Here is a 25,390-nt window from a genome sequence, read left to right as displayed (position 1 = left end):
CCGACCGAAAGCGGGGGGAAGGGGGGCTGGAGGGCAGTATAAGGCGTGAGGTATTACGCCCCGACGGAAAGATTAGATGCGACTCCCCATGGGAATTCGGCGGGCGGGCGGCCCCCGGGAGGGGGCGGAGGAGGGCCCGGGGCTAAGCATCGCAAAATAGGACGCCGCATCCCATCTCGCCGGGCGCGGCGCGCGGCAAATAGCATGGCGCGCTGAATGCCGCGCACCGGCGCGCTTCCTAGACTGCTCCTTGAGCGAATGCTCGCAGATGCGAGCGTGAGCGAAGTAAAGAGAGAGGAGAGTTATGGCCGATTACAAAGAGTGGTTGGACGAGCTCAACCGCGAGGCGTACCACGACGGCGAGTGGCAGTGGCAGGAGGGGGACTTCACCGTCACGCGCACGACGCACTGGTCGCCCCCGGGCTGTCACATGGGCTGCGGCGTCCTTCTGTACACCAAGGACAACAAGCTCGTGAAGGTGGAGGGCGACCCGCTGAACGCCGTCGCCAACGGCAAGCTGTGCATGCGCTGCCTGACCATGCCCGAGGCCGTCAACCACCCCGACCGCCTGAAGTACCCCCTGCGCCGGGCCGGCGAGCGCGGCGAGGACAAGTGGGAGCGCATCAGCTGGGACGAGGCCTATGACGAGATCACCGAGAAGGTGCTCAAGATCAAGGAGGAGCACGGCTCCGAGACCATCGTGGTCGTGCACGGCACCGGCCGCAACATCGGCTGGCAGGTGCCCTACTTCGCGTCCGCCTGCATGCAGACGCCCAACGTCTCCACCTTCGGCTTCACCGGCTTCGCCTGCTACCTGCCCCGCATGATCGGCACGTCCGCCAAGCAGGGCGACATGTTCATCGTCGACGCCTCCCAGGCCCACTGGGACCGCTACGCGTCCGATCGCTGGCAGGTGCCCGGCGTCATCCTGGTGTGGGGCAACGAGCCCATCAAGTCCAACGCCGACGGCTTCCTGGGCCACTGGCTCGTGCAGTGCGTGCAGATGGGCTCCAAGGTCATCTCCGTCGACCCGCGCCTGACCTGGTGGGGCGCCCGCGCCGCGTTCTGGCTGCCCGTCCGCCCCGGCACCGACGCCGTGGTGGCCATGGCCATGCTCAACGTCATCATCGGCGAGGACCTCTACGACCACGAGTTCGTGGAGAAGTGGACCTACGGCTTCGAGGCTCTGGCCGAGCGCGTGGCCGACAAGACGCCGGAGTGGGCCGAGCCCATCTGCGACGTGCCGGCCGACCGCATCCGCGGCGCCGCGCGCCTCATCGCCACCGCGTCGTCGTGCGCCTGCCAGTGGGGCCTGGCCTTCGAGCAGCAGATCGCCGCGCTGGGCGTGACCGAGTCGGTGGCCGACATCATGGCCATCACCGGCAACATCGACAACCCCGGCGGCAACGCGCTGTATCGCTGCGCGTTCCTCATCGAGAAGCGCTACGGCCTGGGCGACGAGTACATCTCCAAGGAGACCTACGCCAAGAAGCTCATCCCGCAGACCTCGGGCATCAACGAGTCCAACATCGTGTCCTGCGCCGACACCGACGCCATCCTGGCGGCCATCGAGACCGGCGAGCCCTATCCCATCCAGATGTTCTGGATCCAGAGCTCGAACGCGCTCTCCTGCGCGTCCATGGACCCGGCCCGCACCCGCGCGGCGCTCATGAAGGTGCCCTTCATCGTGGTGGCCGACCCGTTCATGACCCCGACGGCCCAGGCCGTGGCCGACATCGTGCTGCCCGTGGCCATGAGCTGCGAGCGCAACTCCTGCCGCACCTGGTGGACGCCGGTCCGCACCATGGTCAAGGTGACCGACTTCTACGAGGCCAAGTCCGACGAGCAGATCTGCCTGGACCTGGGCAAGCGCATCATGCCCGAGCACTGGCCGTGGGAGACCGACGAGGAGTGGGCCAACTGGTACCTGACCGACCAGCTGACCCCCGGCGGCACCGAGTACCAGCGCACCTGGTGGGATACGGTGCACGAGCCCTCGAGCCCCGAGAACGGCTGCTACGGGACCAGCTGCAACGGCACCGCGTACTGGGAGTGGGACGCCACCTACGACAAGTACGCCAAGGGCATGCTGCGCCCCGACGGCCAGCCCGGCTTCAACACCCCGACCGGCCGCGTCGAGCTGTGGTCGTTCGGCTTCGACCACTGGGGCGTCGACCCGCTGCCCTACCACATCGAGCCGCCCGAGAGCCCGCTCTCCACGCCGAACACCTTCAAGGAGTTCCCCATCATCCTGTCCGGCGGCGGCCGCTCCTTCGAGTTCTTCCATAGCGAGCACCGCCAGCTGCCCACCATGCGCGAGTTCCACCCCTGGCCGCTCGTGATGGTCAACCCCGCCGACTGCGAGAAGTACGGGGTCAAGGACGGCGAGTGGATCTGGGTCGAGAACAGCCGCGGCGCCCGCTTCAAGCAGAAGGTCAAGGCCACCATCGAGGTGCAGCCCGGCCGCATCCACGCCGAGCACGGCTGGTGGTTCCCCGAGCAGGACGGCGCCGAGCCCAACTTCTACGGCACCTACGACTCCAACCTGAACAATATGACCGAGGCCTTCCGCACGGGCCAGGGCGGCATCGGCAGCGCCATCAAGTCCATGCTGTGCAAGATCTACCCGGTGCAGGAGGGCGACGTGCTTCCCCATGACGTCATCGCCGAGAAGGGCGACTTCGCCGCCTACGAGCCCGGCAAGCCCTACCAGGTGGTCGAAGAGCCCGTCGTCACGGTCATCAACTAGGAGGAGCAGATGAAGGGAATCCTGATCAACTACGAGTACTGCACGGGCTGCCACAGCTGCGAGGTCGCCTGCCGCAACGAGCTCGGCCTTACCGCCGGCGAGTACGGCATCAAGCTGACCGAGGTGGGCCCCTACGAGTACACGACCCCCATCGCCGCCGACACGCCCTACGAGTGGGTCTACAACCCCACCATCACCAAGGCCTGCGACCTGTGCGAGGCCCGCACGGCCCTGGGCAAGATGCCCTCGTGCGTCCAGGCCTGCCAGGCGTGGTGCATGTACTACGGCGAGGTGGAGGACCTGGCCAAGAAGATGGACGGCAAGACGCGCTGGGCGCTCTACGCCCCGCTGTCCGACGACGCCCGCTCGGCCATGGTGGCCGAGCGCGAGGCGCTGGCCGTCGAGGCCGGGGCCGCCGGCGTCAAGCACGTCGACACCGCGGCGAAGGTCGCCGGGAAGACCGAGTCCTACGGCACGTGGGTCGGCGACATGGAGCTCAACATCACGCTGCGCGGGGTGGAGAAGCTCGAGGCGTTCCTGGCCGAGTTCGCCACCATCGACCTGGAGGCGGCCAAGCTCGACCTCGAGGCGCAGATCATCTCCGACGAGAAGGCGACCGCCTACGTGCTGGCCGCTGACAAGGCGGTCGACGGCGCGGCCCACGAGCTGGGCCTCATGGCCATCGCCATGAACTACGACGCCCAGGGCACGCAGCTGGGCGGCGGCAAGGCCTACCTGGACAAGGGCCAGGCCGTGGCGCGCAAGGACGTCACCATCATGTTCTAGCGCCGCGCTGGCGCCGACGCCTGACGCCGCGTGCTAGCGCCGCGTGCCGGCGGAAAAGAGAGGGGCCCCGGGCGGGGCCCCTCTCTTTTCGGGGCGCCTCCTGCCGCAAAAGCCGACTTATCACATCCCCGTGTCAGAAAAGCCGACTTATCACACCGGCCTCAGGCGGTCAGAGGTGATAAGTCGGCTTTTGCGGCAGAATCTGGCAGAAACGGGGACTTATCACACGTACGGGCCCTCGCCCGGTGTGATAAGTCCGATTTTGCGGCAGGAGGCGTGGGCCTACCCCTCGTTGCCCACGGGGGTGGGCGGCGCGGGCTCGAGCTTGACGGCCTTGAGCTTCTTGCCGCCGCACGCGGGGCAGCCCGCGGTGCCGGGCGGCACGTCGGCGCCGCAGTCGGCGCAGACGAACTTGGCGCGGGCCGAGTAGGCGCCGCACTTGTTGCAGTGGGTGCAGGGATAGCACATGGGTCGTCTCCTCCTCAAGCGCCCGGCGCCGGCAGCCCCCCCCCGGGAAGGGGCGACGGCGCCGGGCAGGTGCGCTGCTAGGCGAAGTCGCGGGCCGAGCAGCGGTCGATCTCGGCGCTCACCGCATCATACACCCCGGGGTACCCGCTCACGTTCAGGCCGGAGGTGAGGCACGGGATGAAGCCGGTCTTGCGGTCGACAGCGGCGATGGCGGCGTCGACCTCGGCGCGCACCTCCTCGGCCGTCCAGTCGGGCTTGTCGAGGACCTGCGACTCGATGCCGCCCATGAAGGCGACCCGGCCGGCGTAGCGGTCGACGAGCGCGGGAATGTCGTTGGTCGTGCGCAGGGTGCCCTGCCAGATGTCGACCCCCATCTCCGCCATATAGGGCACGAGCGTCTCGCCGAAGCTGTCGGAGTGATGCACGATGAGCTCGACGCCGTGGTCGCGCCAGTAGCCGTAGATGCGCTTGTACGGCTCGAGCAGGAACTCCTCGAACATCTCCGGCGCCAGGAAGGTGGATATCTGGGTTCCCCAGTCGTCGTGGTGGAACAGGGCGTCGGGCCTCACGTACTTGAGGTGCATGTCGGCCAGGCGCAGCTCGTAGTCGACGATCTGGTCGATGAGCGCGTGCATCTCCTCAGGCTCCTCGTAGAAGTCGACCAGGGCCTCGGTGATCTCGCACAGGTGGTGCACCCGCTCGAAGACGCCGGGGAACACGGCGCTCGTCACGAACTGCTCGGCGCGGTCGACGGCGGCGGCGCGCTCGGCGATGGGCTCCCAGAAGGCCGGGTCGTCCAAGTCTCCGGGCACCCTCACCTGGCTGCGCCAGTCGCAGATGTCGGTGATGACGCGGTGGGCGGCGTCGTGCATGGGGAACAGCCCCGGCTGGCCGTCGACCTGCTGCTGGTAGCACCCCCAGGCGTCGATGAGGTAGCCCTCGTCGGCCAGGTGGGACCGGTCGGACAGGGGGCTCGCCATGATGAGGGCCAGGGCCTCGAACTGGTTGACGTAGCGGTCGGGGCTGCCCCCGCGGATGCACTCGATGAGGTTCTGTCGCTTGGTGAGCACGGGCGGCTCCTTTCGGGAGGGGGACGCCCCGCCGCCGGCTCGCGCGGCGGCGGGCGCGACGAGGGGCGAGCGGGGGGCTACAGCGATCCGGCCAGCTCGTGGGCGTCCCAGATGGCGTTCATGATGTTGGCGACCGAGCGGGCGTCTCCGATCTTGTGGACGGCGGGGGCGGCGAAGCGCAGCTCCTCGTACAGGCCGTCGCGCGAGCGGTAGCCCACGCACTCCACCACGCCCGTGGCCGGCACCCGCAGCTCCTCCTCGGGCGTCTCCACGGTCACGCAGCCGTCGGCGTAGCCCACGGCCTGCGAGCCGGTGAGCACGCGCACCCCGTGGAAGGGCAGCAGCTTGCGCAGCATCTCGAAGTTGGCGGGGCACAGCGGCCCGTTGAGCTCGAGCACCTCGCCCCGGGCCTCCACGACGGTCACCGCGTGGCCCGTCTGGGCCAGGTGGAGCGCCAGCTCACAGCCGACCAGGCCACCGCCGATGATCACCACGTCGTGGCCCGGGTCGGCCTCGCCCAGCAGCACGGCCTCGGCGGCCAGCAGCGGCGCGCCGTCGAGCGGGAAGCCCTTGGGCTCGGCGCCCGTGGCCACTATCACGTGGTCGAAGCCGCCCTCCTCGGCCATCGCCGCCGTCACCGGCGCGTTCAGGCGCACCTCGACGCCGGCGCGGCGCAGCTGCTCCTCGTACCAGGCGATGAGCGCGTGGTCGTCCTCCTTGAAGGCCGGCGCGCCGCCGGGCACCAGGTTGCCGCCCAGGCGCCCCTTGGCCTCGCAGAGCACCACGTCGTGTCCGCGCAGGGCCGCCACGCGCGCCGCCTCCATGCCGGCCGGGCCGCCGCCGGCCACGAGCACCCGCTTGCGCGCGAGCGCCGGGGTGAGCGCCGCGTAGCGCTCGCGGGCGCATTCCGGGTTAACCGCGCAGGAGATGCTCTTGTAGCGGATCATGCGGCCGAGGCAGCCCTCGTGGCATGACAGGCAGGGGCGGATGGCCGCCTCGTCGTCGCGGCGGAGCTTCTCCACGTAGAAGGGGTCGGCCAGAAGCGGGCGCGCCAGGCCGACGATGTCGCAGATGCCATCGGCCACCGCCGCTGAGGCCATGGCCGGGTCATCCATGCGCCCGGCGCAGATGACGGGCACGTCCACCGCGTCCTTGACCAGCTTGGCGTAGCGGCGGTAGAGGCCCTTCTCCTGGTACATCGGCGGGTGGTTCCACCGCCAGGCGTCGTAGCTGCCCACGTCCACGTCGAGCGCGTCGTAGCCGTAAGATGCCAGCAGGCGCGCGGCCTCCACGCCCTCGTCCACGTCCCGGCCCTGCTCGGCGAACTCCTCGCCCGGCAGCGCGCCGTCGCGCAGGCCCTTGATGAAGCTCTTCGGGGAATAGCGCAGGGTCACGGGGAAGTCGTCGCCGCACTGGCGCTTGATCTCCTCGCACACCTCGCGGGCGAAGCGCAGGCGATTCTCCAGGCTCCCGCCGTACTCGTCGTCGCGCTGGTTGAACAGGCTGATGGCGAACTGGTCCATCAGGTAGCCCTCGTGGACGGCGTGGATCTGCACGCCGTCGAAGCCGGCGTCCCGGGCGATGCGCGCCGCCTGGCCGCACTGGCGCGTGATGTCGCGGATCTCGTCGACGGTGAGCGGGCGGCAGTCCACGTCGAACCAGCGGTTCTGGACGGCCGAGGCCGACACGGGCGCCTCGCCCTCGGGAAACTCGGCGTAGACGCGCCCGAAGCCGGCCGACACCTGCAGGAAGATGCTCGACCCGTAGGCGTGGACGCGCTCGGTCATCTCGCGCGCGGTGCGGATGAAGTGCGACGGGTTGATGGTGGCCGACGGCGTGGAGGGATACTCATGGGTCTCGATGTTGTTGGCGGCGTGGGTCACGCCGGTGATGATGAGGCCGGTTCCGCCCTTGGCGCGCTCGACGTAGTAGTCGATGCCGCGCTGGGTGAAGCCGCCCTCCGCGTCTCCCAGGCCCATGGGGCCCATGGCGCACAGGGCGAAGCGATTGGGCAGCGTCGCCCCGGCGATGCTCACCGGCTCGAACAGGTTGCGGTACTTCACGGAAACTCCCCTCTCGATGGCGTCCCCTCCCCCTCGAGGGGACGGCGGCGGAAGAAGAAGCGCCCCCGCCGGGCGGCGAGGGCGCAGGTGGGGCGGCTAGCCGCGCACGAGCTCGACGGCCTTGGCGGCCGCCGCGCCGGCGTCGGGCGTCCAGGCGTCGGCGCCCACCTCGTCGGCGAAGGCCTGGGTGACGGGCGCCCCGCCCACCATCACCTTCACGCGATCGCGCAGGCCCGCCTCCTCGATGGCGCGGATGGTGGCGCCTATCTCGGGCATGGTGGTGGTGAGCAGCGCCGAGCAGCACACGATGTCGACGTCGTCGTTCTCCTGGATGAACGTCACGAACTGCTCCGGCGCCACGTCGACGCCCAGGTCGGTGACCTCGAAGCCCTTGCCCTCGATCATCATGCGCACGAGGTTCTTGCCGATGTCGTGCATGTCGCCCTTGACGGTGCCGATGACGGCCCGGCCCACGGGCTCGGCGCCGGCCTCGGCCAGGTGCGGCTTCAGGACCTCGGTGCCGGCGCTCATGGCGCGGGCGGCCACGAGCATCTCGGGCACGAAGGCCTCGTTGCGGCTGAAGCGCTCGCCGATCTCGGTCATGGCCGAGACGAGGCCGTCGTTGAGGATCGCCTCGGGGTCGAGCCCCTCGTCGAGCGCCTGCTGCACGAGCGGCGCGACCTCCTTGCGCTTGCCGCGCAGCACGGCCGAGGAGATGTCGTCGATGATGGTCATGATGGGTTCCTTTCTCTCAGGTGGTTACGCGACGGGGTGCTCGGCGGCCCACTGGCGGCCGTAGCGCTCGAGCTCGGCGTTGAGGATCTCGCCGTTGCGCACGCGCAGAAGCGGCGCGGGCGCGCCCGGGAAGAACCGGCCGGCCGGGCAGTACGTGTCGATGCAGCGATGCACCTCGGCGACGATGTCGGCCTCGGGCGTGTCGGGCGCGTCGATGGCCGGCCCGTCGATGCCGCCGATCATCGCCAGCTTGCCGCCGGTCTTCTCCTGGATGGCGACGATGTCGTTCTGCGGGATGACGCCCTGCCAGATGTCGATGCCGATCTCGGCCATGTCCTCGACGATGGGCTCGCAGATGCAGTCGGCGTGGTGGACGTAGATCATGCCGCACTCGTGGATGACCTGGGCGATCTCGGTCTGCAGCGGCTTGATCATCTCGCGCCACACGTCCGGCGGGAGGAACAGGTTCTGCTTGGAGCCCCAGTCATCCTGGAAGAAGATGACGTCGGGCTTGAGGCGCCGCGCCGCCTCCTTGATGGAGCGCTTCTTGTAGTCGGCGATGGCCGTCAGCATCTCGAACATGGCCTCGGGCTCCTCGAGGTAGGCGCAGAAGGCCTCCTCCATGCCCATGAGGAAGTGGGACCGCTCGAACAGGCCCTGGGCGTTGAAGTACTCGACGAAGCGCTCGCTGCGGTCGACGCTGGCGGCGCGGGCCTCGGCCTCGGACCAGTCCAGGCCGTCGAGCGACGGGATGACCAGCTGCTCGCGCCACTTGGTCACGTCGGTCACCACGGCGTTGTCGGCCGTCACGTGCGGGTGCTTGCCCGGCGCGTCCGGCGGGAAGACGCAGACGGTCCCCCAGGAGTCCTTGTGCTCGAGGCCGTCGCGGGCCACCGAGTCGCTCTTCCAGATCGGGTCCATCATGATCTCGACGGCGCTCTGGAAGTCGCCGTACCACTCCGGCTGCCTTCCCTCCAGAATGGCCATCATGTTCTCGCGTGGGGTCATTTCCATGGACATCCTTCCCTTTCCCTCGATGCTTCCCCCTTGGGGGGAACGCGCCCGCCACGGCGGCGGGACCCCTGGGACGCAGCCTATAAAACCCGCTGCGCGCGGGCATGGGGCCCGAGGGCTTATCTTGGGATGGGGTCGCGAAACCCCAGGTGGGCCATTAGGCGGGAAGGATGAAAGACGAAAAAGGGACCCCGGCCGAAGCCGGGGTCCCGCAGAGGCGACCAGGTTGTCGCGGGCGGCCTACTGGCCGGGGGCCTTGGGGGCCGCCGGAGCGCCGGGGGCGCCGGGGGCCTTCGGGGCGCCGGGGGCGCCGGGGGCCGCGGGAGCGCCGGGCGCGCCAGGGGCGCCGGGCATCGCGGGGCCGGCAGGCAGGTCGGCGCCGCACTCCTTGCACTTGGTCTCAGCGGCGCCGTTCTTGGCACCGCAGGCGGGGCAGGTCTTGTCGATCTCGACAGCGGCAGGTCTAAAGCACATGGGAGCGTTCCTTTCCTCATTCGGTTGAGCTTCCGGGATGCACTTTACCGCCCCGCGGGCGGCCGCGGCATCCCCCTAAACCACTTAAAATAGCCGGGAAACTCTAGTACCTTTCGGCTGATTTCGGAGTATACCCCCAGGTAGAAGTGGAATTAGCCCACAGCATGAGACAATGGGGCGCCCCCGTGCACACCTCCTGTACAAATCGGGCGAAGTGTCTCGCGAACGCCCCCTCCAAGAGGCTCTCCCCCTGATCGCGCGCGGCGCGCGCGGGGCGCGCTAGTCCACGCCGAGGAGCTCGTAGAGCTCCTTGCGGGTGTTGATGCCCGTCTTCTCGTAGATGTGGCGGACGTGGGCCTTGACGGTGCCCTCGGCGATGTAGAGGTCGCGGGCGATGGCCGCCATGGTGCGCTTCTGCGCCAGCAGCCGCAGGATCTCGTCCTCGCGCGGGCTCAGGCCGCTTGCCGCCGACACCTCGGCGCAGCGCTCGGCCAGCGCCTCCTCGCGCCGCGACGCCTCCTCGAGGCTGCCGTCGTCCAGGGCGACCGTCCAGTGGGAGTCCCAGCGCCGCTCGGAGAGCAGCAGCAGCGTGATGAGCGCCACCAGCACCGCCACGATCACCGCCGAGGCGGTCGACTGCGCGACGGCCGACATCCCCAGGGCGCCGAGCCCCTCGTCCACGGCGACGCCGGCCATGGTGAGCAGCTGCGCGGCGTAGAGCGGCGCCACCAGCACCGGCGCCGGCACGCCGCTCTTGCGCGCCATGGAGCACAGCAGCACCAGCATGAACACGTGCATGAGCGTGTAGCTGGCCGAGATGAGGTAGCTCGACACGGCGTTGCCCAGCACGCTCTGGGCCGGCACCAGCAGAAAGCCGCAGATCATGAACAGCATCGGCGCGCGCGACACCTTGATGAGCGCCACCCGGTCGGCGAAGAACCACGCCGACAGGAACACCGCGCCGGACACAAGCACGGTGACGTAGGTCGACCCGCGGCCGGCGCCGGCAGTCATCTGCATCTGGCGCAGCCCGTAGGCGAAGGAGTACAGCGCCATGAGCGCGTAGAGCTTCCAGGGGTAGGAGAACCGCGGGAACACCCGGTGGGGCCGCTCGGCCTCGGGGATCGACCGGAAGGCGGCGCGCACGCAGGCGCAGGCGACGGCCGGCAGCACCGCCAGCAGCACCGCCAGCTGGAGGGGCGCCATGCCGTTGCCCAGGAAGGCGAGAAAGCCGCCGAGCACGTAGGCGGCCGAGAAGCACAGGACCACCCGCAGGGTCGACAGCGTCGCGCAGGCCTCCACGTTCAGGAGCGAGAACAGCAGAAAGCCGGCGCCCCCGAGCGCCGAGGCCGCGGCGCCGACGGGCGCCAGCCCCTCCCCCGCCGCGCCCAGGGCGAGCGCCGTGGACGCCAGCATGAGGCCGAGGGCGCCCGCGCCCAGGGCCGGGTGCCCGCCCAGCGGCACGAGGCGCCGGCCCAGGGCCATGGCGACCAGGGCCACGGCCACGTAGGCGGCGTCGAACATCATGTGCGACGACATCCCGACCGAGGGGACCGCCACCACCGGGTTGGCGAACAGGAGCGCCACCCAGGCGCGCGCGAACCCGACGCCCAGGAAGGCGAAGGGGATCGAGCGCAGGGCCGGGTCGGGGGTTGCAGGAAGCTTCAAGTCCATAGGGTGATTATAGCCTTCGCGACGGGGGGAAGCGGGGGAAGCGGGTCTGGGCATGACGAAGGCCCCCGGGAGGGAGCGGGGGCCTTCGAGGGGAGGGCTTAGGCGCTACAGCCCGGCGACGTAGCGGCCGGTGACGTAGCCGGTGGTGATGGCGCGGCCCACCGACAGGCCCTCGATGTCCATCGGGTAGTTGCTGTTGCCGAAGAACGGGCCCGAGGCGTTGCCGACGGCGAACAGGCCGGGGATGGGCCTCATGTCGGCGTCGAGGCACTGGAAGTTGCCGTCGCACCACAGGCCGTCCACCAGCGCGTCGATGTTGTTCGCGCCGCGCGGCACCGCGTAGCAGGGCGCCTCGATGGGCACCATGTACTCGTCGCGCTTGCCGAAGTCGGCGTCGCCCTGGCCGGCGGCCACCAGCTCGTTGTAGCGGTTGATGGACTCCACGATGGCCTCGACGGTGTAGTCGTGGGCCCACTTCTGCTCGTCGGCGTAGGCGATCATGTTGGCGGCCAGCTCCTCCAAGGTGTCGCCCTTGATCCACGCCTCCGGGTCGACGTTGCGGTAGGCGTTGTGGATGGAGATGTCGGAGAATCCCTTCCAGGCCTCGTAGTGCTCCTGCCAGTTGGAGGGCACGATGGAGAAGAACTTGGCGGCGGTGGATTCCTTGAAGTCGACCTCGGCCAGGTACTTGTTGGTGAACTCGTTGAGGTAGCCCATGCGGCAGCAGCCCTCGTCCATGAAGCGCTTGCCGTGGCGGTCGAGGAACAGGTACGGCATCTCGAAGCGCACCTTCGGGCCCTCGCCGTGGACCATCTTGGTGTGGGAGGCCGGGCACATCTGGGCGCCGACCCACATGGCGGCCTTGAGGCCCGTGCCGTTGCGGAAGTCGACGGCCTGGTGCAGGCCGCGGGCGTCAGGGGTGTAGAAGTAGAGCATCTCGGTGTCGCCCACGTAGTCGCCCGCCGCGATGATGACGCCCTTGGACGCCCTCAGCAGCACGTGCTTGTCGTCGGACTTGCGCTTGCCGATGGCGCCGACCACCCGGTCGTCCTCCTTGAGCAGCTGCACGCAAGGGGTCTCGAAGTAGATCTCGGCGCCCTCGGCCTGGACGGCGTCGCCGATGGTGAGCGCGCCCTTCTGGTGGCCCTCGTCGTGGAAGTAGGTGTTGGCGTGGAAGTGGACGTCATGGCCGTTGCAGTTGACCACGTAGTCGTAGGGCTTCGACACGCTGCCGCCGGCGGCCGCGGCCTCCTCCCACCAGGCCAGCGCCTCCTGGGAGTTGCGGGCCCACGCCTCCACCTGCTGGGCGTTGGAACGGTAGTCGCTCTTGTAGCTGATGTAGGACACGGCGGCCTTGATGCCGGCCTCGCTCGTCTGGGTGAGGTCGACCGACGCGCCCATGTTGCCGGCGGTCTGGACGATGGGCAGGCTCTGGAGCACGCCCACGGTGGCGCCAGCGGCCAGGGCGGCGTGGATGGCGGCCAGGCCCGACTCGCCGGCGCCCACCACGACGACGTCGTAGTCGTGGGTCTCGGCGAAGTCGGTGACGGGGTCGGGCGTCAGCAGGAACGACGGCACGCCGTCGGCCGAGCCGGTGCCGGCGAGCGCGGCGCCGGGCTTGGGCACGCCGCCCTCGGGGGCGACGACCTTGGGCGAGCAGCCGGCCAGAGCTGACATGCCGAGGGCGCCGACGGCGGACAGGCCGCCGAACTTGAGCAGGTCGCGGCGCGACAGGTTGGAAGCGGGCTTGGACATGGTGGTTCCTCCTTCGGAAGGGCCGCCTGCGGCGGACGCGGCGGCACAGGTGGTTCGGGTGGTTCGAGCGGGCGGCTTCCCGCGGGCGCCGGGCGCGGCGCGGGGCGGGGACGCCGTCGGCGCGGGCTAGGCGGTGGCCGCCAGCTCCTCGGCGTCGTCCATGGTCAGCCAGCCGGCGGGCAGGTCGGCCTCGGCCTCGTCGTGGCACTTGGTGCAGTAGTACACCGAGGCGCGGTGGCCCTTGTGGCACGTGGTGCAGTCGTACTTGTCATGCTGGGGCACGTGCGGGTTGAAGGCCCGATCGGCCGTCTTCTCGGCCAGCTCCTCGCGGGTCATCGCGTGGCAGGCGTCGTTCAGGCACAGCTCGTCCTTGCTAAGGCCGGCCGCGGCGGTGAGCTCGGTCGCGTCACGCTCGAGCAGCACGCCGTCGTAGGCGTCGTTCAAGACCACCTCGTAGTTGCCCGACACCCAGTTCACGCCCTCGGATATCTGCTGGGACAGCACGGGGGTGTGGCAGTCGAGGCATGCGGAATCGGCCTCGACGCGATGGTAGGCCGCCGTCATGGCCGCGGCATCCGCCACCTCGTTGCCCCACTTGTCCGCGCCGGGCTGGCCCGGCTCGGCCTCGTAGGTCTCCAGGTAGGGATCCATGGGCACGTGGCAGATGGCCCCGCAGAAGCTGGGCTGCTCGTGCCAGACCCACAGGCCGGCCCCCGCGACCACCACGATGGCGGCCACGACGCCGATGACCACCGGCGCCTTCCTGGGGCGCTTGGGCGCCGCCTTCTTCTCCTCCGTCGTCATGGGTACCTCTCTTCCCTCTCGCCCCGGCCCGCGGCGCGCCGCGCCCGGGGCCCTCCTCTCTCGCCCGCGGCACCTGGGCGCGCGGGCCAATGCCCCGATTGTGCGCCCCCGACCCTGGAGCACGCATCAGCCAAAGGGAAGAAAAGGGTGTATATCCCTAAACCCCGCCATAAACCCCACGTTTGAACTGGGAAAATGGAGAATCATGGGGCAGGAGCGCCGGGGCGGCGGAGGGCGGAGCGAGGGCTGCGCAGCTTCCGAGCGCAGCACCAGGCGCGTCCTTCCCCCGCACGAGCGGGGGCACCCCCGACACGCCGAGCGCCCCGGGGGCGGAGGGCGGAGCGAGGGCTGCGCAGCTTCCGAGCGCAGCCCTCCGCCCCCGGGGCGCGGCTCGCGCGACCAGCGGAGCGCCTATTCGTTGCTCTTGAGGGACTCCACCATGTCCACGGCGGAGAGCTTGCGGCGCATGACCAACATGACCAGGAAGGTGAACAGCATGGTCAGCGCGAAGGCGATGAGGAAGCTCGGGGCGTGGATGTCGCGGCCGAACATCACCTGGTCCACCTCGGCCGTCACCACGACGAAGCCCTCGAGCGCCACGCCGAGCGCGAGCCCCGCGAGCGCCCCGATGATCGACAGCAGCACGATCTCGCGGTAGATGTAGCGGTCGACCTCGCCGGCCGTGAAGCCGAGCACCTTGAGGGTGGCTATCTCGCGGGCGCGCTCGGTGATGTTGATGTTGGTGAGGTTGTACAGCACGATGAAGGCGAGCGCCGCCGCGGCCACCACCAGCACGACCACCACCAGGTTCACCGACCGCAGCATGGTGCGGTACGAGTCGATGGTCTCGTCGTTGTAGGCGATGGTCTTGGCCGCGCCCGTGGCCCGCGCCGCGTCGGCGAAGGCGGCGCGCTCGGCGTCGGAGGCGCCCACCGTGCCAAAGGTCGACCGGCCCTCGGGCGCCCGCCCGAAGGCGGCCTCGTAGGCGGCGGGCCCCACGAACACGTAGTTGGACACGTAGTTCTCCATGACGCCGGTCACCATGAGCTCGCGCGTGTCCGACGTGGCGTTGCCCAGGTCGTCCTGGCCGGCCAGCGTGAGCACGTCCCCCGGGCCCACCCCCAGCCGCGTCGCCAGCTTCTCGGTCAGGATCACCCCGTCGTCGCCCAGCTCAAGCGGGCCATGGCCCTCGCGCTCGCGCATCACCCACAGCCCCTGGAACGCGGCCGGGTCGACAGGTGCCACCAGCGTCGCCATCACGTCGGAGGCGCCCGGGCCCGACGCCATCATCGCCTCCTCCTCGGCCAGCGCGCTCTCGCCCATGAGGGCGCCCACCGCGTCGATCGCCTCCGCCGGCGCGTCGTCGTCGGCCGTGACCACCACGTTGTAGCGCACGAGCTCGCCGTACTGCTTGTCGATGATGTCGTTGATCGAGTTCTGCAGCCCCAGGCCCACGAGCAGCAGCCCTGTGCACCCCGCGATGCCGATCACGGTCATGACCAGGCGCTTCTTATAGCGGAAGAGGTTGCGGAAGGTCACCTTCCACGAGAAGCTGAGCCGGCGCCACACCGGGCGGACGCGCTCGAGCAGGATGCGCTTGCCCGCCTTGGGGGCCCGCGGCAGCATGAGGGCGGCCGGGGTCTCGCGCAGGGTGGCCGCGGCGGCGGCCCAGGTGGCGACGAGCGTGACGCCCACGCCGAGCCCCGCGGCCAGGAGCGCCAGCGGCAGGTCCACCGGCAGCGGCCCACGCGGCACGAAGTAGATGATGGAGTAGGCCTCCATGATGACGGCGGGCAGCACCTGGGACAGCACGAGGATGCCCACGACCGCGCCGGAGGCCGAGGCCACGCCGGCGTAGAGCAGGTACTTCGACGTGATGCGCGCCTTGGAGTAGCCGAGCGCCTTGTAGGTGCCGATGAGCACGCGCTCCTCCTCCACCATGCGCGTCATGGTGGTGAGCGCCACCAGGGCCGCCACCAGGAAGAAGATGAAGGGGAACACCGACGCGATGGAGTCGATGCGCTCGGCGTCGGCGGCGAAGCTGGCCACGCCGTAGTTCTTCGTGCGGTCCATGACGAGCCACTCGGCCGCGGGGATGGCGTCGATGTCGTCCTGGGCGTCGGCCAGCTTCCGCTCGGCGTCGGCGAACTGCTCGTCGGCCTCAGCGCGGGCGGCCTCCCAGTCGACCAGGCCCTGCTCGTAGTCGGCGCGGCCGGACTCCAGCTCGGCGCGGCCGCTCGCCAGCTCGGCGGCCGCCGCGTCCAGGCGCGCCTGGGCGGCGTCCAGCTGGGCGCGGGCCTCGCGCTCGCCGGCCTGGGCCTCGGCCCGGCCGGAGGCCAGCCGGGCCTCGCCGTCGCGGAAGGCCGCCACGGCGGCGCGCGCCTGGTCGAGCTGGGCGCGGCCGGACTCCAGCTCGGCGCGGGCCGGCTCGATCTGCTCGGCGCGGGCCCGGTCGAGCTGGGCCAGCGCCTCCTCGGCCTGGGCGAGGCCCGCCCGGGCCTGGTCGAGCCCGGCAGCCACCGGGGCGCGCTGGGCCTCCAGCTGGGCGATGGCGCCGGGCAGGGCGGCCTCGGCCTGCTCGAGCGCGGCGATCTGGGCGCGCAGCGGGGCCGCGGCCTCCTCGTCGGGCGCCGCCGCGAGGGCCGCGCGCAGGGCCGCCAGCTGGCCGGGGATGGCCTGCTGGCGCTCGCGGGCCTCGGCGAGGGCCGCGTCGATGCGCGCCAGGGCGTCCTCGGCCTGGGCGATGGCCGCCTGGGCCCGGTCGCGCCCGGCCGCGGCCTCGTCGTAGCCGGCCTGCCACCGCGCCTCGGCCGCGGCCAGCTCGTCGGCGCCCGCCTGCCACCGCTCCTCGAGCGCCGGCAGGTCGGCCTCGGCCTGCTCCACCGATGCGCGGCTGCCCTCCAGCTCGGCGGCGGACGCGTCCAGCGCCGTCCGGGCGTCGGCCAGGCGCGCCTCGGCCGCCTGCCGCTGGCGCGCGAGCTCGGCCGCGCCGGCGTCGTAGTCGGCCTGGCCCTGGGCCAGCTTCCGCTCGCCGTCGGCCAGCTCGGCGGACGCGTCGTCCAGGCGGGCCCGGGCGTCGGCCAGCTCGCGCTCGGCATCGGCCCGCTCGGCCTCGTAGTCGGCGCGCGCCTCAGCCAGCTCCTCGGTCGCCTCGGCCACGAGCTCGGCGCGGCGCGCCTCCTCGCGCTCGGGCGCCAGGGCCTCGATCCGCGCCATCACCGCGTCCACCTTGGCCTGGTAGGCGTCGGAGCCGGCCTCCTCCCCCGCCGCGCCCGCCACCGTGAGGAAGGCCTCGGTGACGGGGTAGTCCGCGGCGAAGGCGTCGCGCGGGACGTACATGAACTGCTGCACGGTGCCCGAGCCCAGCGTGGTGGGGCCCATGGCCGTCGACGACACGTAGTAGGGCGTGCGCGCGTAGCCGACGATCACGTAGTCGCGCGTGGCGAGCACGTCGTCCACGTCGTCCCCCGTGCCCTCGGTGACGGTGACCGCGTCGCCTACGGCCGTGGGCGCGTTCATCACGCGGTCGACGGACAGCAGGCACTCGCCCGGCGCCTCGGGCCAGCGGCCCTCCACCAGCACGAGCCGGTTCAGGTACGACCCGTCGTCGGACGCCACCGTGGCGCCCCCGTCGCGCACCGCGCCCCCGCGCGCCGCCTCGGGCAGCGAGTGCATGCGCACGGCGTACTGCTCGCCGCCGATGGTGGCCATGACGTCGGTCTCCCAGGCGCCCATGACCGCCTCCACGCCGTCCACAGCGCGCAGGGCGTCCAAATCGGCGTCGGTCAGGCCGAGCGTGGACACGACGCGCACGTCCATGAGGGCGGTGCCGTCGTAGTAGCGGTCGGCCGCCAGGTCCATGTCGGGGCAGGTCATGCGCAGGCCGGCGTAGAAGCCCGTGCCCAGGGCGACGATGGCCGCGATGGCCAGGAAGCGCCCGAGCGAGTGGCGCACCGAGCGCAGGGTGTCTTTCGTGAAGGCGCGGGCCACCGCGGGCTACTCCCCCGCCGCCATGTGGCGCGTGGGCGCGCCGGCGCCCGTCCGGGGCGCCGTCAGGCCGGCTTCCGCAGCCCCGCGCATCCCCGCCTGGCGCGCGGCGGCGCCCCGCGCGGCGCGGCGCGCTACCATTCCAGCACCTCGGCCGACAGCGGCCGGTCGTTCACCTCGACGCCGGCCACGCGCCCCTCGCGGATGTGGATGACGCGGTCGGCGATGGCGGTGAACGCCGAGTTGTGGGTGACCACGGCCACGGTCTTGCCCGTGTCGCGGCAGGTGTCCTGCAGAAGCCCCAGGATGGCCTTGCCCGTCTCGTAGTCGAGCGCGCCGGTGGGCTCGTCGCACAGCAGCAGCTTCGGGTTCTTCGCGAGCGCGCGGGCGATGGCGACGCGCTGCTGCTCGCCGCCCGAGAGCTGCCCGGGGAAGTTGTCGAGGCGGTGCCCCAACCCCACCTGGCGCAGCACGTCGGCCGCGGGCAGCGGGTGGGTGCAGATCTGGCTCGCCAGCTCGACGTTCTCGAGCGCGGTCAGGTTCTGGACGAGGTTGTAGAACTGGAAGACGAAGCCGATGTCGTGGCGGCGGTACAGCGTGAGCTCCTTGGGCGAGGCGTGGGAGATGTCGCGGCCGTCCAGCACGATGGCCCCGGACGTGGGCGAGTCCATGCCGCCGAGCATGTTGAGCAGCGTCGTCTTGCCGGCGCCCGACGGGCCCACGATGACCACGAGCTCGCCGCGCTCGATGGAGAAGTCCATGCCGTCGACGGCGGCCACCTCCACCTCGCCCATCTGGTACACCTTCCGCACCCCGCGAAACTCCACGAACGCCACGCTCCACCCCGCTTCCACGCATCCAGGTAAACACTCTAACTATACCCGAACCAGCCCTTCGAAGGGAGCCCCGCCCCCACCCGTCACCCGCTCGACGCCCCAACCTGCGGGGCACCAGAAGACGTGCGCAGGCGGCCCCATCCGGAGATTCCGTGGTTTCCCTGTTGAACGTAAACGACCGTTTACGTTGTTTTCCCTGATGGGCAGCATCATGTCTTCAATGGGAAGAAGCGGTTTCCTTTTTATTAATTCATTTCCTATTTGTTGTATTTATCGTTAATCGAGTTTATGATAAGGAGAGCCCATGACGAAGCGTCGAGACGTGGTGAGGTTCTTCGAAGAACGCGGCTTCTGGTCGAAGGGCGGCACGAAGCACGAGAAGTTCACCAACGGCCAGGTCACCATCCTCATCAAGCGCCATCGTGAGATAGAGGACGAGGTGTTCGAGAGGCTGAAGAGGGACGCAGGGCTGAAATAGCGGGAAAGGACGGCTGCCATGCAGTACACCTATGAGTTCGAGCTGTGGTGCGGCGAGGCAAGCTGGTGCATCGCGCCGTTCAACCTTCCCGGCGCCACCCAGGGAGACGACGTGGAAGACGCCTGCGAATCTGCCGCCGACCTGCTGCGCGAGACGGTGCGCGACTACCTGATGCGCGGCCAGCAGCCCCCCGCCGCACGCTTCGGAAACGAGCCGGAGCACGGGGGCGTCCGCGTCATCGTGTCCGTCGACGCATCCCTCGCCGACGTGGAGCGGGTCACCGCCTCCCAGGCCGCCGATATCCTGGGCGTGAGCCGGCCCCGCATCACCGCCATGCTGTCATCGGGCCTGCTTGACGGCTGGAAGGAGGGGCGCAACACCTACGTCACCCTTGCGAGCGTGAAGGCCCGGCTCGCCCATCCCCAGCCCGCTGGCCGCCCCCGGGGCACGACGCAGGCCTAGGATCCACCAGCAGCCCTATCCGGAGATTCCGTGGTTTCCCTGCCGAACGTAAACGGCCGTTTACGTTGTTTTCCCTGATGAGGGGCATCATCGGAAGCTAGCTGACCGCTCACGGGGAGGGAGACGGCATGGGGACGCTAGCTGGCATCACGCGAATCGCGGCGGGCATTCTGGGGGCCATCGCGCGACTCGCGAGCACGGCGGACGACACGCGCGCGGGCTGGGACGCGCCTGCGGGCTGGGACGCGCCCACAGGCTGGGACGCGCCTGCCGACGAGGACGACCTGCGCCGCCTGGGGCTCTCGCGCGGCGAGTACCTGCGAGCGGCGGCCGAGGGCGCGCCGTCCCGCGCCGCCGGCGAGCCGCCCGTCTTCGAGGGACGCCTCCTCGAGCTTATCGACGGAAACGTCCCCGCGTTCTCACCTGAGGAGCTGGCCCTGCCGCCGGGATCCGAGCGCTACGCCGAGCTCGACGCGCTCGGACGCTGCGGCCCGGCGATCGCGCTCGTCGGGCGGGAGACGATGCCCGCGCCCGGCACCGCCCGCGGCGACCTGGGCGCTGTGCGGCCGAGCGGCTGGGACGACGCGCGCTACGGCTTCGTCGAGGGCGGCCGCCTCTTCCAGCGCTGCCACCTGATCGGCCATCGCCTCACGGCCGAGGACGCCAACCCGCGCAACCTCTTCACGGGCACCGGCTACCTCAACCACGCGATGCGCGTGTTCGAGGGCCTCGCGGCCGACCACTGCGAGGCCGCGCCGGGCAACCGCGTGCTCTACCGCGCGACGCCGGTGTTCCAGGCCGACGAGCTCGTGGCACGCGCCGTGCGCCTGGAGGCGCTGTCGGCGGGAGACGGCGGCGCGGGCGTGCGCTTCAGCGTGCTGCTCCACAACGTCCAGCCCGGCGTGCGCATCGACTACGCCACCGGCGCCAGCCGCGAGGACGCCGCGGTGCAGGACGCCACGATGCGCCGCTGCGTGGCGAACGAGGCCTCCCGCGTGTTCCACCGCGCCTCGTGCCCGGCCGCCGCCCGCATCGCCAAGGGAGCCCGCCGCCGCTACGAGGGCCCTCGCCAGGCCCTGGAATCCGAGGGTTACGAGCCCTGCAAGCGCTGCCGCCCCTAGGGAGGCGCCTTGCCTATTATTAAACATAGGTTTATAATTATCTGAGAGGAGCATCATGGTAAAGCGAAGAGATGTGGTGCGCTTCTTCAAGAACGAGGGCTTCGTCGTCATGCGCGGCACCAACCATGACAAGCTTGTCCACCCCGACGGGAGGTGGACGACCCTCGGGCGGCACGCGGAGATAGACAACCTGCTGTTCGAGATCATGAAGAGACAGGCAGGGCTCAAGTAGGCCGCACGGCCCCGGAAGGAGGCGGCTATGCTGCACGTATACGAGTTCGAGGTGTTCGAGGGCGAGGACGGCTGGCTCATCGCCGCGCCCTTCGACATGGAGGGCGGCACGCAGGGGGCCAGCATGAGGGAGGTCGCCGAGATGGCCGCCGACTGGCTGCAATCCGAGATGGAGCATCGCGCCCTGCACGACCTGCCGTTCCCCGAGCCCACCTTCCACAACGAGCTGCGCCACGGAGGCGAGCGCCTCATCGTGGCCGTCAACGCCGGCAAGGACACCATCCCCCGCATGACTGCCGCCGCGGCGGCGCGGGAGCTGGGGCTGACGCGCGGCCGCGTGTCCCAGATGGTCAAGGCCGGCCAGCTCGAGACCTTCCGGGACGAGGGACGCATCTGGGTGACGCGCGGCAGCGTCGAGGCGCGCAAGGCCGAGGCGCCGCGGGCGGGACGGCCGCGGAAGACGGCCCAGGCGTAGCCGCCGGGCGCCCACGCCTCGCGCCCGGCGCCCCCGCCCGGCAGCACCCGCGCGCCCGCACTCGCACCGCGCGCCTCGCACGCTTCACCCGCACACGAAAAAAGGGGCGGCCCCTCGCGGGAGCCGCCCCTTCTCGCGTCGTGCGAACCTATCGCTACGCGCTGAAGATCTCGATGGTGTCGCCGTCCTTCAGCGTGACCATGGCCTTCTTCCAGGTGCGGGTCTTGCCGGCCTGGTAGCGCATGCGCTTGGGCTTCGGCTTCACGTTCAGGGTGTTCACCTTGACCACCTTCACGTTGAAGATGGCCTCGACGGCCTGGGCGATCTCGACCTTGTTGGAGTCCTTGGCCACCTCGAAGGTGTACACGTTGTTCTCCATGGCGTCATAGCTGTGCTCCGTGATGACGGGGCGGATGATGACCTCGCGGGGATCCTTGTTCATTTATGCAAGCACCTCCTCGATATGCTTGAGGGCCTGCTCGGTGATGACGAGGGCCTTGTTGTCGATCAGCTCGTAGGTGTTGATGTCGCTGACGGGGACGATGTTCACCTTCTGCAGGTTGCGGAAGGACAGGAACGTCTCGACGTCCTCGTTGCCGATCACCAGCGTGATGCGCTTGTCCTCGAGGCCGAACGCCTTCAGGAACGCCACGGCGTCCTTGGTGCGGGGCTGCTCGAAGGGGAACTCCTTGACGATGACGAGCTCGCCGTCGGCCAGCTTGGCGGACAGCGCCGAGCGCATCGCCAGCTTGACCTCCTTCTTGTTGACCTTCTGGTCGTAGGAGCGGGGATGCGGGCCGAACACGGTGCCGCCGCCGACCCACTGGGGCGCGCGGATCGTGCCCTGGCGGGCGCGGCCGGTGCCCTTCTGGCGCCACGGCTTCTTGCCGCCGCCGCGGACCTCGCCGCGGGTGCGGGTGTCATGCGTGCCCTGGCGCCAGGAGGCGCGCTGCGCCTTGACGACGAGGTGCATGACGTGGATGTTCGGCTCGATGCCGAACACGGAGGGAGCGAGCTCGGCGGTGCCGACGCCCTCGCCCTTCACGTCTTTGATCTCAATGGATGCCATAGTAGTTGGTCTCCTTGTAACGTAACCGGACTTAAGCCATGCGCACGCGGACCATGGCGTTCTTGCCGCCGGGCACCGCGCCCTTCACGAGGATCAGGTTCTGGTCCTCATCGATGCGGACGACCTCGAGGTTGCGCACGGTCACCGTGTCGCAGCCCATGTGGCCGGGAAGGCGCAGGCCCTTGAACACGCGGGAGGGCGTGGCGCACTGGCCCACCGAGCCGGGGGCGCGGTGGAAGTGGGCGCCGTGGCCGCCCGGGCCGCCGGCGAAGCCGTAGCGCTTCATGACGCCCGCGAAGCCCTTGCCCTTGGACGTGCCGGTCACGTCGACCTTCTTCACGTCGGCGAAGGCGGCGACGGTCTGGGTGTCGCCGGCCTTGTACTCGCCGGCGTTGTCCACGCGCACCTCGCGCAGGTAGCGCTTGGGCTCGATGCCCTGCTTCTCGAAGTGGCCCGCCATGGGCTTGTTCACGCGGCGCGGCTTGACGTAGCCGAAGGCCAGCTGCACGGCCTCGTAGCCGTCGGTGTCGACGGTCTTCACCTGGCAGACCGTGTTGGGCTCCGCCTGGATGACGGTCACGGGGATGACCGTGTCGTCCTCGGCGAAGATCTGGGTCATGCCGATCTTCTTGCCGTAGATAGCGTTAATCATCTCTTCTCACACCCCCTACAGCTTGATCTCGATGTCGACGCCGGCGGGGAGGTCGAGGCGCATCAGGGAGTCCACCGTGTTGGGGGTGGGCTCGAGGATGTCGATCAGGCGCTTGTGGGTGCGCATCTCGAACTGCTCGCGGGAGTCCTTGTCCACGTGGGGCGAGCGGATGACGCAGTACAGGTTGCGCTCCGTCGGCAGCGGGATGGGACCGGAAACCTTGGCACCCGTCTTCTGGGCGGTATCGACGATGAGCTTCGTGGACTGGTCCACGATCTCATGATCGTACCCCTTCAGGCGAATGCGAATCTTTTGATTAGCCACTTAGCTTACCTCCAATGAAAGCTTCGATGGGGCGACCTAGGCGTTGCCGCCGGCCTTGCTGATAATCTCCTCTGCGACGCTCTTGGGCACCGGCTCGTAGGAGTCGAACTGCATGGTGTACACCGCGCGGCCCTGGGTGCCGGAGCGCAGGTCGGTGGCGTAGCCGAACATCTGGGACAGCGGGACCTTCGCCTCGATGACGACGGCGTTGCCGCGCTGCTCCTGGCCCTGGATGAGGCCGCGGCGGCTCGGGATGTCGCCCATGACGAAGCCGGTGTACTCCTCGGGGGTCTCCACCTCGACGGCCATGACGGGCTCGAGGATGACCGGGTTGGACTTCTTGAGCGCGTCCTTGATGGCCATGGAGCCGGCCACCTTGAAGGCCGCCTCGGAGGAGTCGACGTCGTGGTAGGAGCCGTCGATCAGTTCGACGCGCACGTCCTCGACCGGGTAGCCGGCCAGCACGCCGGAGTTCAGCGCCTCCTGGATGCCCTTGTCGATGGAGGGGATGTACTCCTTCGGCACGACGCCGCCGACGATCTTGTTCTCGAACTCGTAGCCCTTGCCCGGCTCCTGCGGGTACATGTTGATGACCGCATGGCCGTACTGGCCGCGACCGCCGGTCTGGCGGACGAACTTGCCCTCGGCGTTCATGACCTCGTGGCCCGGACGCTCGCGGTAGGCGACCTGCGGCTTGCCCACGTTCGCCTCGACCTTGAACTCGCGCAGCAGGCGGTCGACGATGATCTCGAGGTGCAGCTCGCCCATGCCGGCGATGATGGTCTGGCCGGTCTCGTGGTTGGTGGACACGCGGAAGGTCGGGTCCTCCTCGGCGAGCTTGGCGAGCGCCACGCCCATCTTGTCCTGCTCGGCCTTGGTCTTGGGCTCGACGGCGATGTCGATGACCGGGTCGGCGAACTCCATGGACTCCAGGATGATGGGGGCGTCCTCGGCGCACAGGGAGTCGCCGGTGGAGGTGTCCTTCAGGCCCACGACGGCGACGATGTCGCCCGCCTGGCAGGAGTCGATGTCGACGCGCTGGTTGGAGTGCATCTGCAGGAGGCGGCCGATGCGCTCCTTCTTGCCCTTGACGGCGTTGACCACGTAGCTGCCGGAGTCGAGCGAGCCGGAGTAGACGCGCAGGTAGGTCAGCTTGCCGACGTAGGGGTCGGTCATGATCTTGAAGGCGAGCGCCGCGAACGGGGCCTTCGGGTCGGCCGGGCGCTCCTCCTCCTCGCCGGTGTCGGGGTTGGTGCCCTTGATGGCGGGGATGTCGACGGGCGACGGCATGTAGTCGACCACGGCGTCGAGCAGCTCCTGCACGCCCTTGTTCTTGTAGGCGGAGCCCACGAACACGGGGTTGATCTTGCAGTCGATGACGCCCTTGCGGATGGCGGCCTTCAGCTCGTCGACCGTCACCTCCTCCTCCATGAGCACCTTCTCCATGAGGTTGTCGTCGCAGTCGGCGGCGGCCTCCAGGAGCTCCTGGTGGTACAGCTCGGCGTCCTCGGCGAACTCGGCCGGGATGGCATCCATGGGCTCGGGGTAGGTCATGCCCTTGTCGTCGGCCTTGAAGTCCCACGCGGTCATGGTCACCAGGTCGATGACGCCCCAGAAGTTGTCCTCGGCGCCCATCGGCAGCTGCGCGGCGACGGCGTTGGCGCCGAGGCGGTCGCGCATGGTCTGGATGGCGTGGAGGAAGTCGGCACCCACGCGGTCATACTTGTTGATGAACGCGATGCGGGGCACGCCGTAGCGCTCGGCCTGGCGCCACACGGTCTCGGACTGCGGCTGGACGCCGGCGACGGCGTCGAACACGGCCACGGTGCCGTCGAGCACGCGCAGCGAGCGCTCCACCTCGGCCGTGAAGTCCACGTGGCCGGGCGTGTCGATGATCTGGAAGCGGTACTCCTTGCCGTTCTCCTTGCCGCCGGGGTACTTCCAGAAGCAAGTGGTGGCAGCGGCGGTGATGGTCACGCCGCGCTCCTGCTCCTGGACCATCCAGTCCATGGTGGCAGCGCCGTCGTGCACCTCGCCGATCTTGTGGGTCTTGCCCGTGTAGTAGAGGATGCGCTCGGTCGTCGTCGTCTTGCCCGCGTCGATGTGGGCCATGATGCCGATGTTGCGCGTATCCTTCAGGTCAATCTTTGCCATATCGTCTTC

General features: G+C 69.7%; 23 protein-coding genes. 7 read left to right on the top strand and 16 right to left on the bottom strand.

Features of this window, described 5'->3' with window-relative positions; translation table 11 throughout:
- Positions 1-304 precede the first annotated feature (304 nt).
- Positions 305-2,749, top strand: a complete 2,445-nt coding sequence (locus LPT13_RS08945) for a molybdopterin-dependent oxidoreductase (RefSeq protein WP_242165784.1) — start codon at positions 305-307, stop codon at positions 2,747-2,749.
- 9 nt (positions 2,750-2,758) lie between these two features.
- Positions 2,759-3,535 carry a 4Fe-4S dicluster domain-containing protein gene (locus LPT13_RS08940; protein ID WP_242165782.1) on the top strand — a complete coding sequence of 259 codons (777 nt, stop codon included), beginning with the start codon at positions 2,759-2,761 and terminating at the stop codon, positions 3,533-3,535.
- A gap of 282 nt (positions 3,536-3,817) precedes the next feature.
- Here LPT13_RS08940 and LPT13_RS08935 read toward each other — a convergent pair whose 3' ends face one another.
- The 11 genes from LPT13_RS08935 to LPT13_RS08885 all read right to left on the bottom strand — a co-directional run bounded on the left by LPT13_RS08935 (position 3,818) and on the right by LPT13_RS08885 (position 18,415).
- A complete protein-coding gene (locus LPT13_RS08935; RefSeq protein ID WP_242165780.1) occupies positions 3,818-4,003 on the bottom strand; it encodes a hypothetical protein in 186 nt (61 codons plus the stop codon).
- A 77-nt stretch (positions 4,004-4,080) separates the two neighbouring features.
- Positions 4,081-5,073 carry a uroporphyrinogen decarboxylase family protein gene (locus LPT13_RS08930; protein ID WP_242165778.1) on the bottom strand — a complete coding sequence of 331 codons (993 nt, stop codon included), beginning with the start codon at positions 5,071-5,073 and terminating at the stop codon, positions 4,081-4,083.
- 77 nt (positions 5,074-5,150) lie between these two features.
- Positions 5,151-7,136: an FAD-dependent oxidoreductase gene (locus LPT13_RS08925; protein WP_242165775.1), complete on the bottom strand. Its 1,986-nt coding sequence runs from the start codon at positions 7,134-7,136 to the stop codon at positions 5,151-5,153.
- A gap of 96 nt (positions 7,137-7,232) precedes the next feature.
- Positions 7,233-7,871, bottom strand: a complete 639-nt coding sequence (locus tag LPT13_RS08920) for a corrinoid protein (protein ID WP_242165774.1) — start codon at positions 7,869-7,871, stop codon at positions 7,233-7,235.
- 24 nt (positions 7,872-7,895) lie between these two features.
- Positions 7,896-8,885 carry a uroporphyrinogen decarboxylase family protein gene (locus tag LPT13_RS08915; protein WP_242165772.1) on the bottom strand — a complete coding sequence of 330 codons (990 nt, stop codon included), beginning with the start codon at positions 8,883-8,885 and terminating at the stop codon, positions 7,896-7,898.
- Between the two features lie 240 nt (positions 8,886-9,125).
- Positions 9,126-9,359 (bottom strand): hypothetical protein, encoded by a 234-nt coding sequence (locus LPT13_RS08910; protein WP_242165770.1) that lies wholly within the window; start codon positions 9,357-9,359, stop codon positions 9,126-9,128.
- Between the two features lie 279 nt (positions 9,360-9,638).
- Positions 9,639-11,033 (bottom strand): helix-turn-helix transcriptional regulator, encoded by a 1,395-nt coding sequence (locus LPT13_RS08905; protein ID WP_242165768.1) that lies wholly within the window; start codon positions 11,031-11,033, stop codon positions 9,639-9,641.
- A 105-nt stretch (positions 11,034-11,138) separates the two neighbouring features.
- The gene (locus tag LPT13_RS08900; protein ID WP_242165766.1) at positions 11,139-12,788 is read right to left on the bottom strand and encodes an FAD-binding protein; all 1,650 of its coding nucleotides are present in this window, start codon (positions 12,786-12,788) and stop codon (positions 11,139-11,141) included.
- Positions 12,789-12,914: 126 nt separating this feature from the next.
- Complete coding sequence (locus tag LPT13_RS08895; protein WP_242165764.1) at positions 12,915-13,592, bottom strand: cytochrome c3 family protein; 678 nt, start codon at positions 13,590-13,592, stop codon at positions 12,915-12,917.
- A 411-nt stretch (positions 13,593-14,003) separates the two neighbouring features.
- Positions 14,004-17,582, bottom strand: coding sequence for an FtsX-like permease family protein (locus LPT13_RS08890; protein WP_242165762.1), 3,579 nt, complete (start codon positions 17,580-17,582; stop codon positions 14,004-14,006).
- Positions 17,583-17,713: 131 nt separating this feature from the next.
- On the bottom strand, positions 17,714-18,415 hold the full coding sequence (locus LPT13_RS08885; protein ID WP_242165760.1) for an ABC transporter ATP-binding protein: 702 nt from the start codon (positions 18,413-18,415) through the stop codon (positions 17,714-17,716).
- A 304-nt stretch (positions 18,416-18,719) separates the two neighbouring features.
- Here LPT13_RS08885 and LPT13_RS08880 point away from each other — a divergent pair, with 304 nt between their 5' ends.
- The 5 genes from LPT13_RS08880 (at position 18,720) to LPT13_RS08860 (ending at position 21,182) form a co-directional block, all read left to right on the top strand.
- Positions 18,720-18,893, top strand: coding sequence for a type II toxin-antitoxin system HicA family toxin (locus LPT13_RS08880; protein ID WP_242165758.1), 174 nt, complete (start codon positions 18,720-18,722; stop codon positions 18,891-18,893).
- Between the two features lie 18 nt (positions 18,894-18,911).
- On the top strand, positions 18,912-19,355 hold the full coding sequence (locus LPT13_RS08875; RefSeq protein WP_242165756.1) for a helix-turn-helix domain-containing protein: 444 nt from the start codon (positions 18,912-18,914) through the stop codon (positions 19,353-19,355).
- Between the two features lie 128 nt (positions 19,356-19,483).
- Positions 19,484-20,476, top strand: a complete 993-nt coding sequence (locus LPT13_RS08870; RefSeq protein WP_242165754.1) for a DNA/RNA non-specific endonuclease — start codon at positions 19,484-19,486, stop codon at positions 20,474-20,476.
- A 55-nt stretch (positions 20,477-20,531) separates the two neighbouring features.
- Positions 20,532-20,708 carry a type II toxin-antitoxin system HicA family toxin gene (locus tag LPT13_RS08865; RefSeq protein WP_242165752.1) on the top strand — a complete coding sequence of 59 codons (177 nt, stop codon included), beginning with the start codon at positions 20,532-20,534 and terminating at the stop codon, positions 20,706-20,708.
- A gap of 27 nt (positions 20,709-20,735) precedes the next feature.
- A complete protein-coding gene (locus tag LPT13_RS08860) occupies positions 20,736-21,182 on the top strand; it encodes a DNA-binding protein (protein WP_242165750.1) in 447 nt (148 codons plus the stop codon).
- A gap of 154 nt (positions 21,183-21,336) precedes the next feature.
- On the opposite strand, the gene rplW is transcribed toward LPT13_RS08860, so the two are convergent.
- The 5 genes from rplW to fusA are packed head-to-tail and all read right to left on the bottom strand — an operon-like array spanning position 21,337 to position 25,381.
- Positions 21,337-21,624 (bottom strand): 50S ribosomal protein L23, encoded by a 288-nt coding sequence (gene rplW / locus LPT13_RS08855; protein WP_242165748.1) that lies wholly within the window; start codon positions 21,622-21,624, stop codon positions 21,337-21,339.
- The gene (rplD, locus tag LPT13_RS08850; RefSeq protein ID WP_242165745.1) at positions 21,625-22,251 is read right to left on the bottom strand and encodes a 50S ribosomal protein L4; all 627 of its coding nucleotides are present in this window, start codon (positions 22,249-22,251) and stop codon (positions 21,625-21,627) included. It lies immediately after the preceding gene.
- Positions 22,252-22,282: 31 nt separating this feature from the next.
- Positions 22,283-22,903: a 50S ribosomal protein L3 gene (rplC, locus tag LPT13_RS08845; protein WP_242165743.1), complete on the bottom strand. Its 621-nt coding sequence runs from the start codon at positions 22,901-22,903 to the stop codon at positions 22,283-22,285.
- 15 nt (positions 22,904-22,918) lie between these two features.
- Positions 22,919-23,227, bottom strand: a complete 309-nt coding sequence (gene rpsJ / locus LPT13_RS08840) for a 30S ribosomal protein S10 (protein WP_160709011.1) — start codon at positions 23,225-23,227, stop codon at positions 22,919-22,921.
- 36 nt (positions 23,228-23,263) lie between these two features.
- A complete protein-coding gene (gene fusA, locus LPT13_RS08835) occupies positions 23,264-25,381 on the bottom strand; it encodes an elongation factor G (protein ID WP_242165741.1) in 2,118 nt (705 codons plus the stop codon).
- Between the last annotated feature and the right edge of the window lie 9 nt (positions 25,382-25,390).

This window comes from Adlercreutzia faecimuris (assembly GCF_022669055.1).
Taxonomy (GTDB): domain Bacteria; phylum Actinomycetota; class Coriobacteriia; order Coriobacteriales; family Eggerthellaceae; genus Enterorhabdus; species Enterorhabdus faecimuris.
The sequence above is the reverse complement of the archived record's forward strand: the minus strand, read 5'-3'. Positions and strand labels throughout refer to the sequence as shown.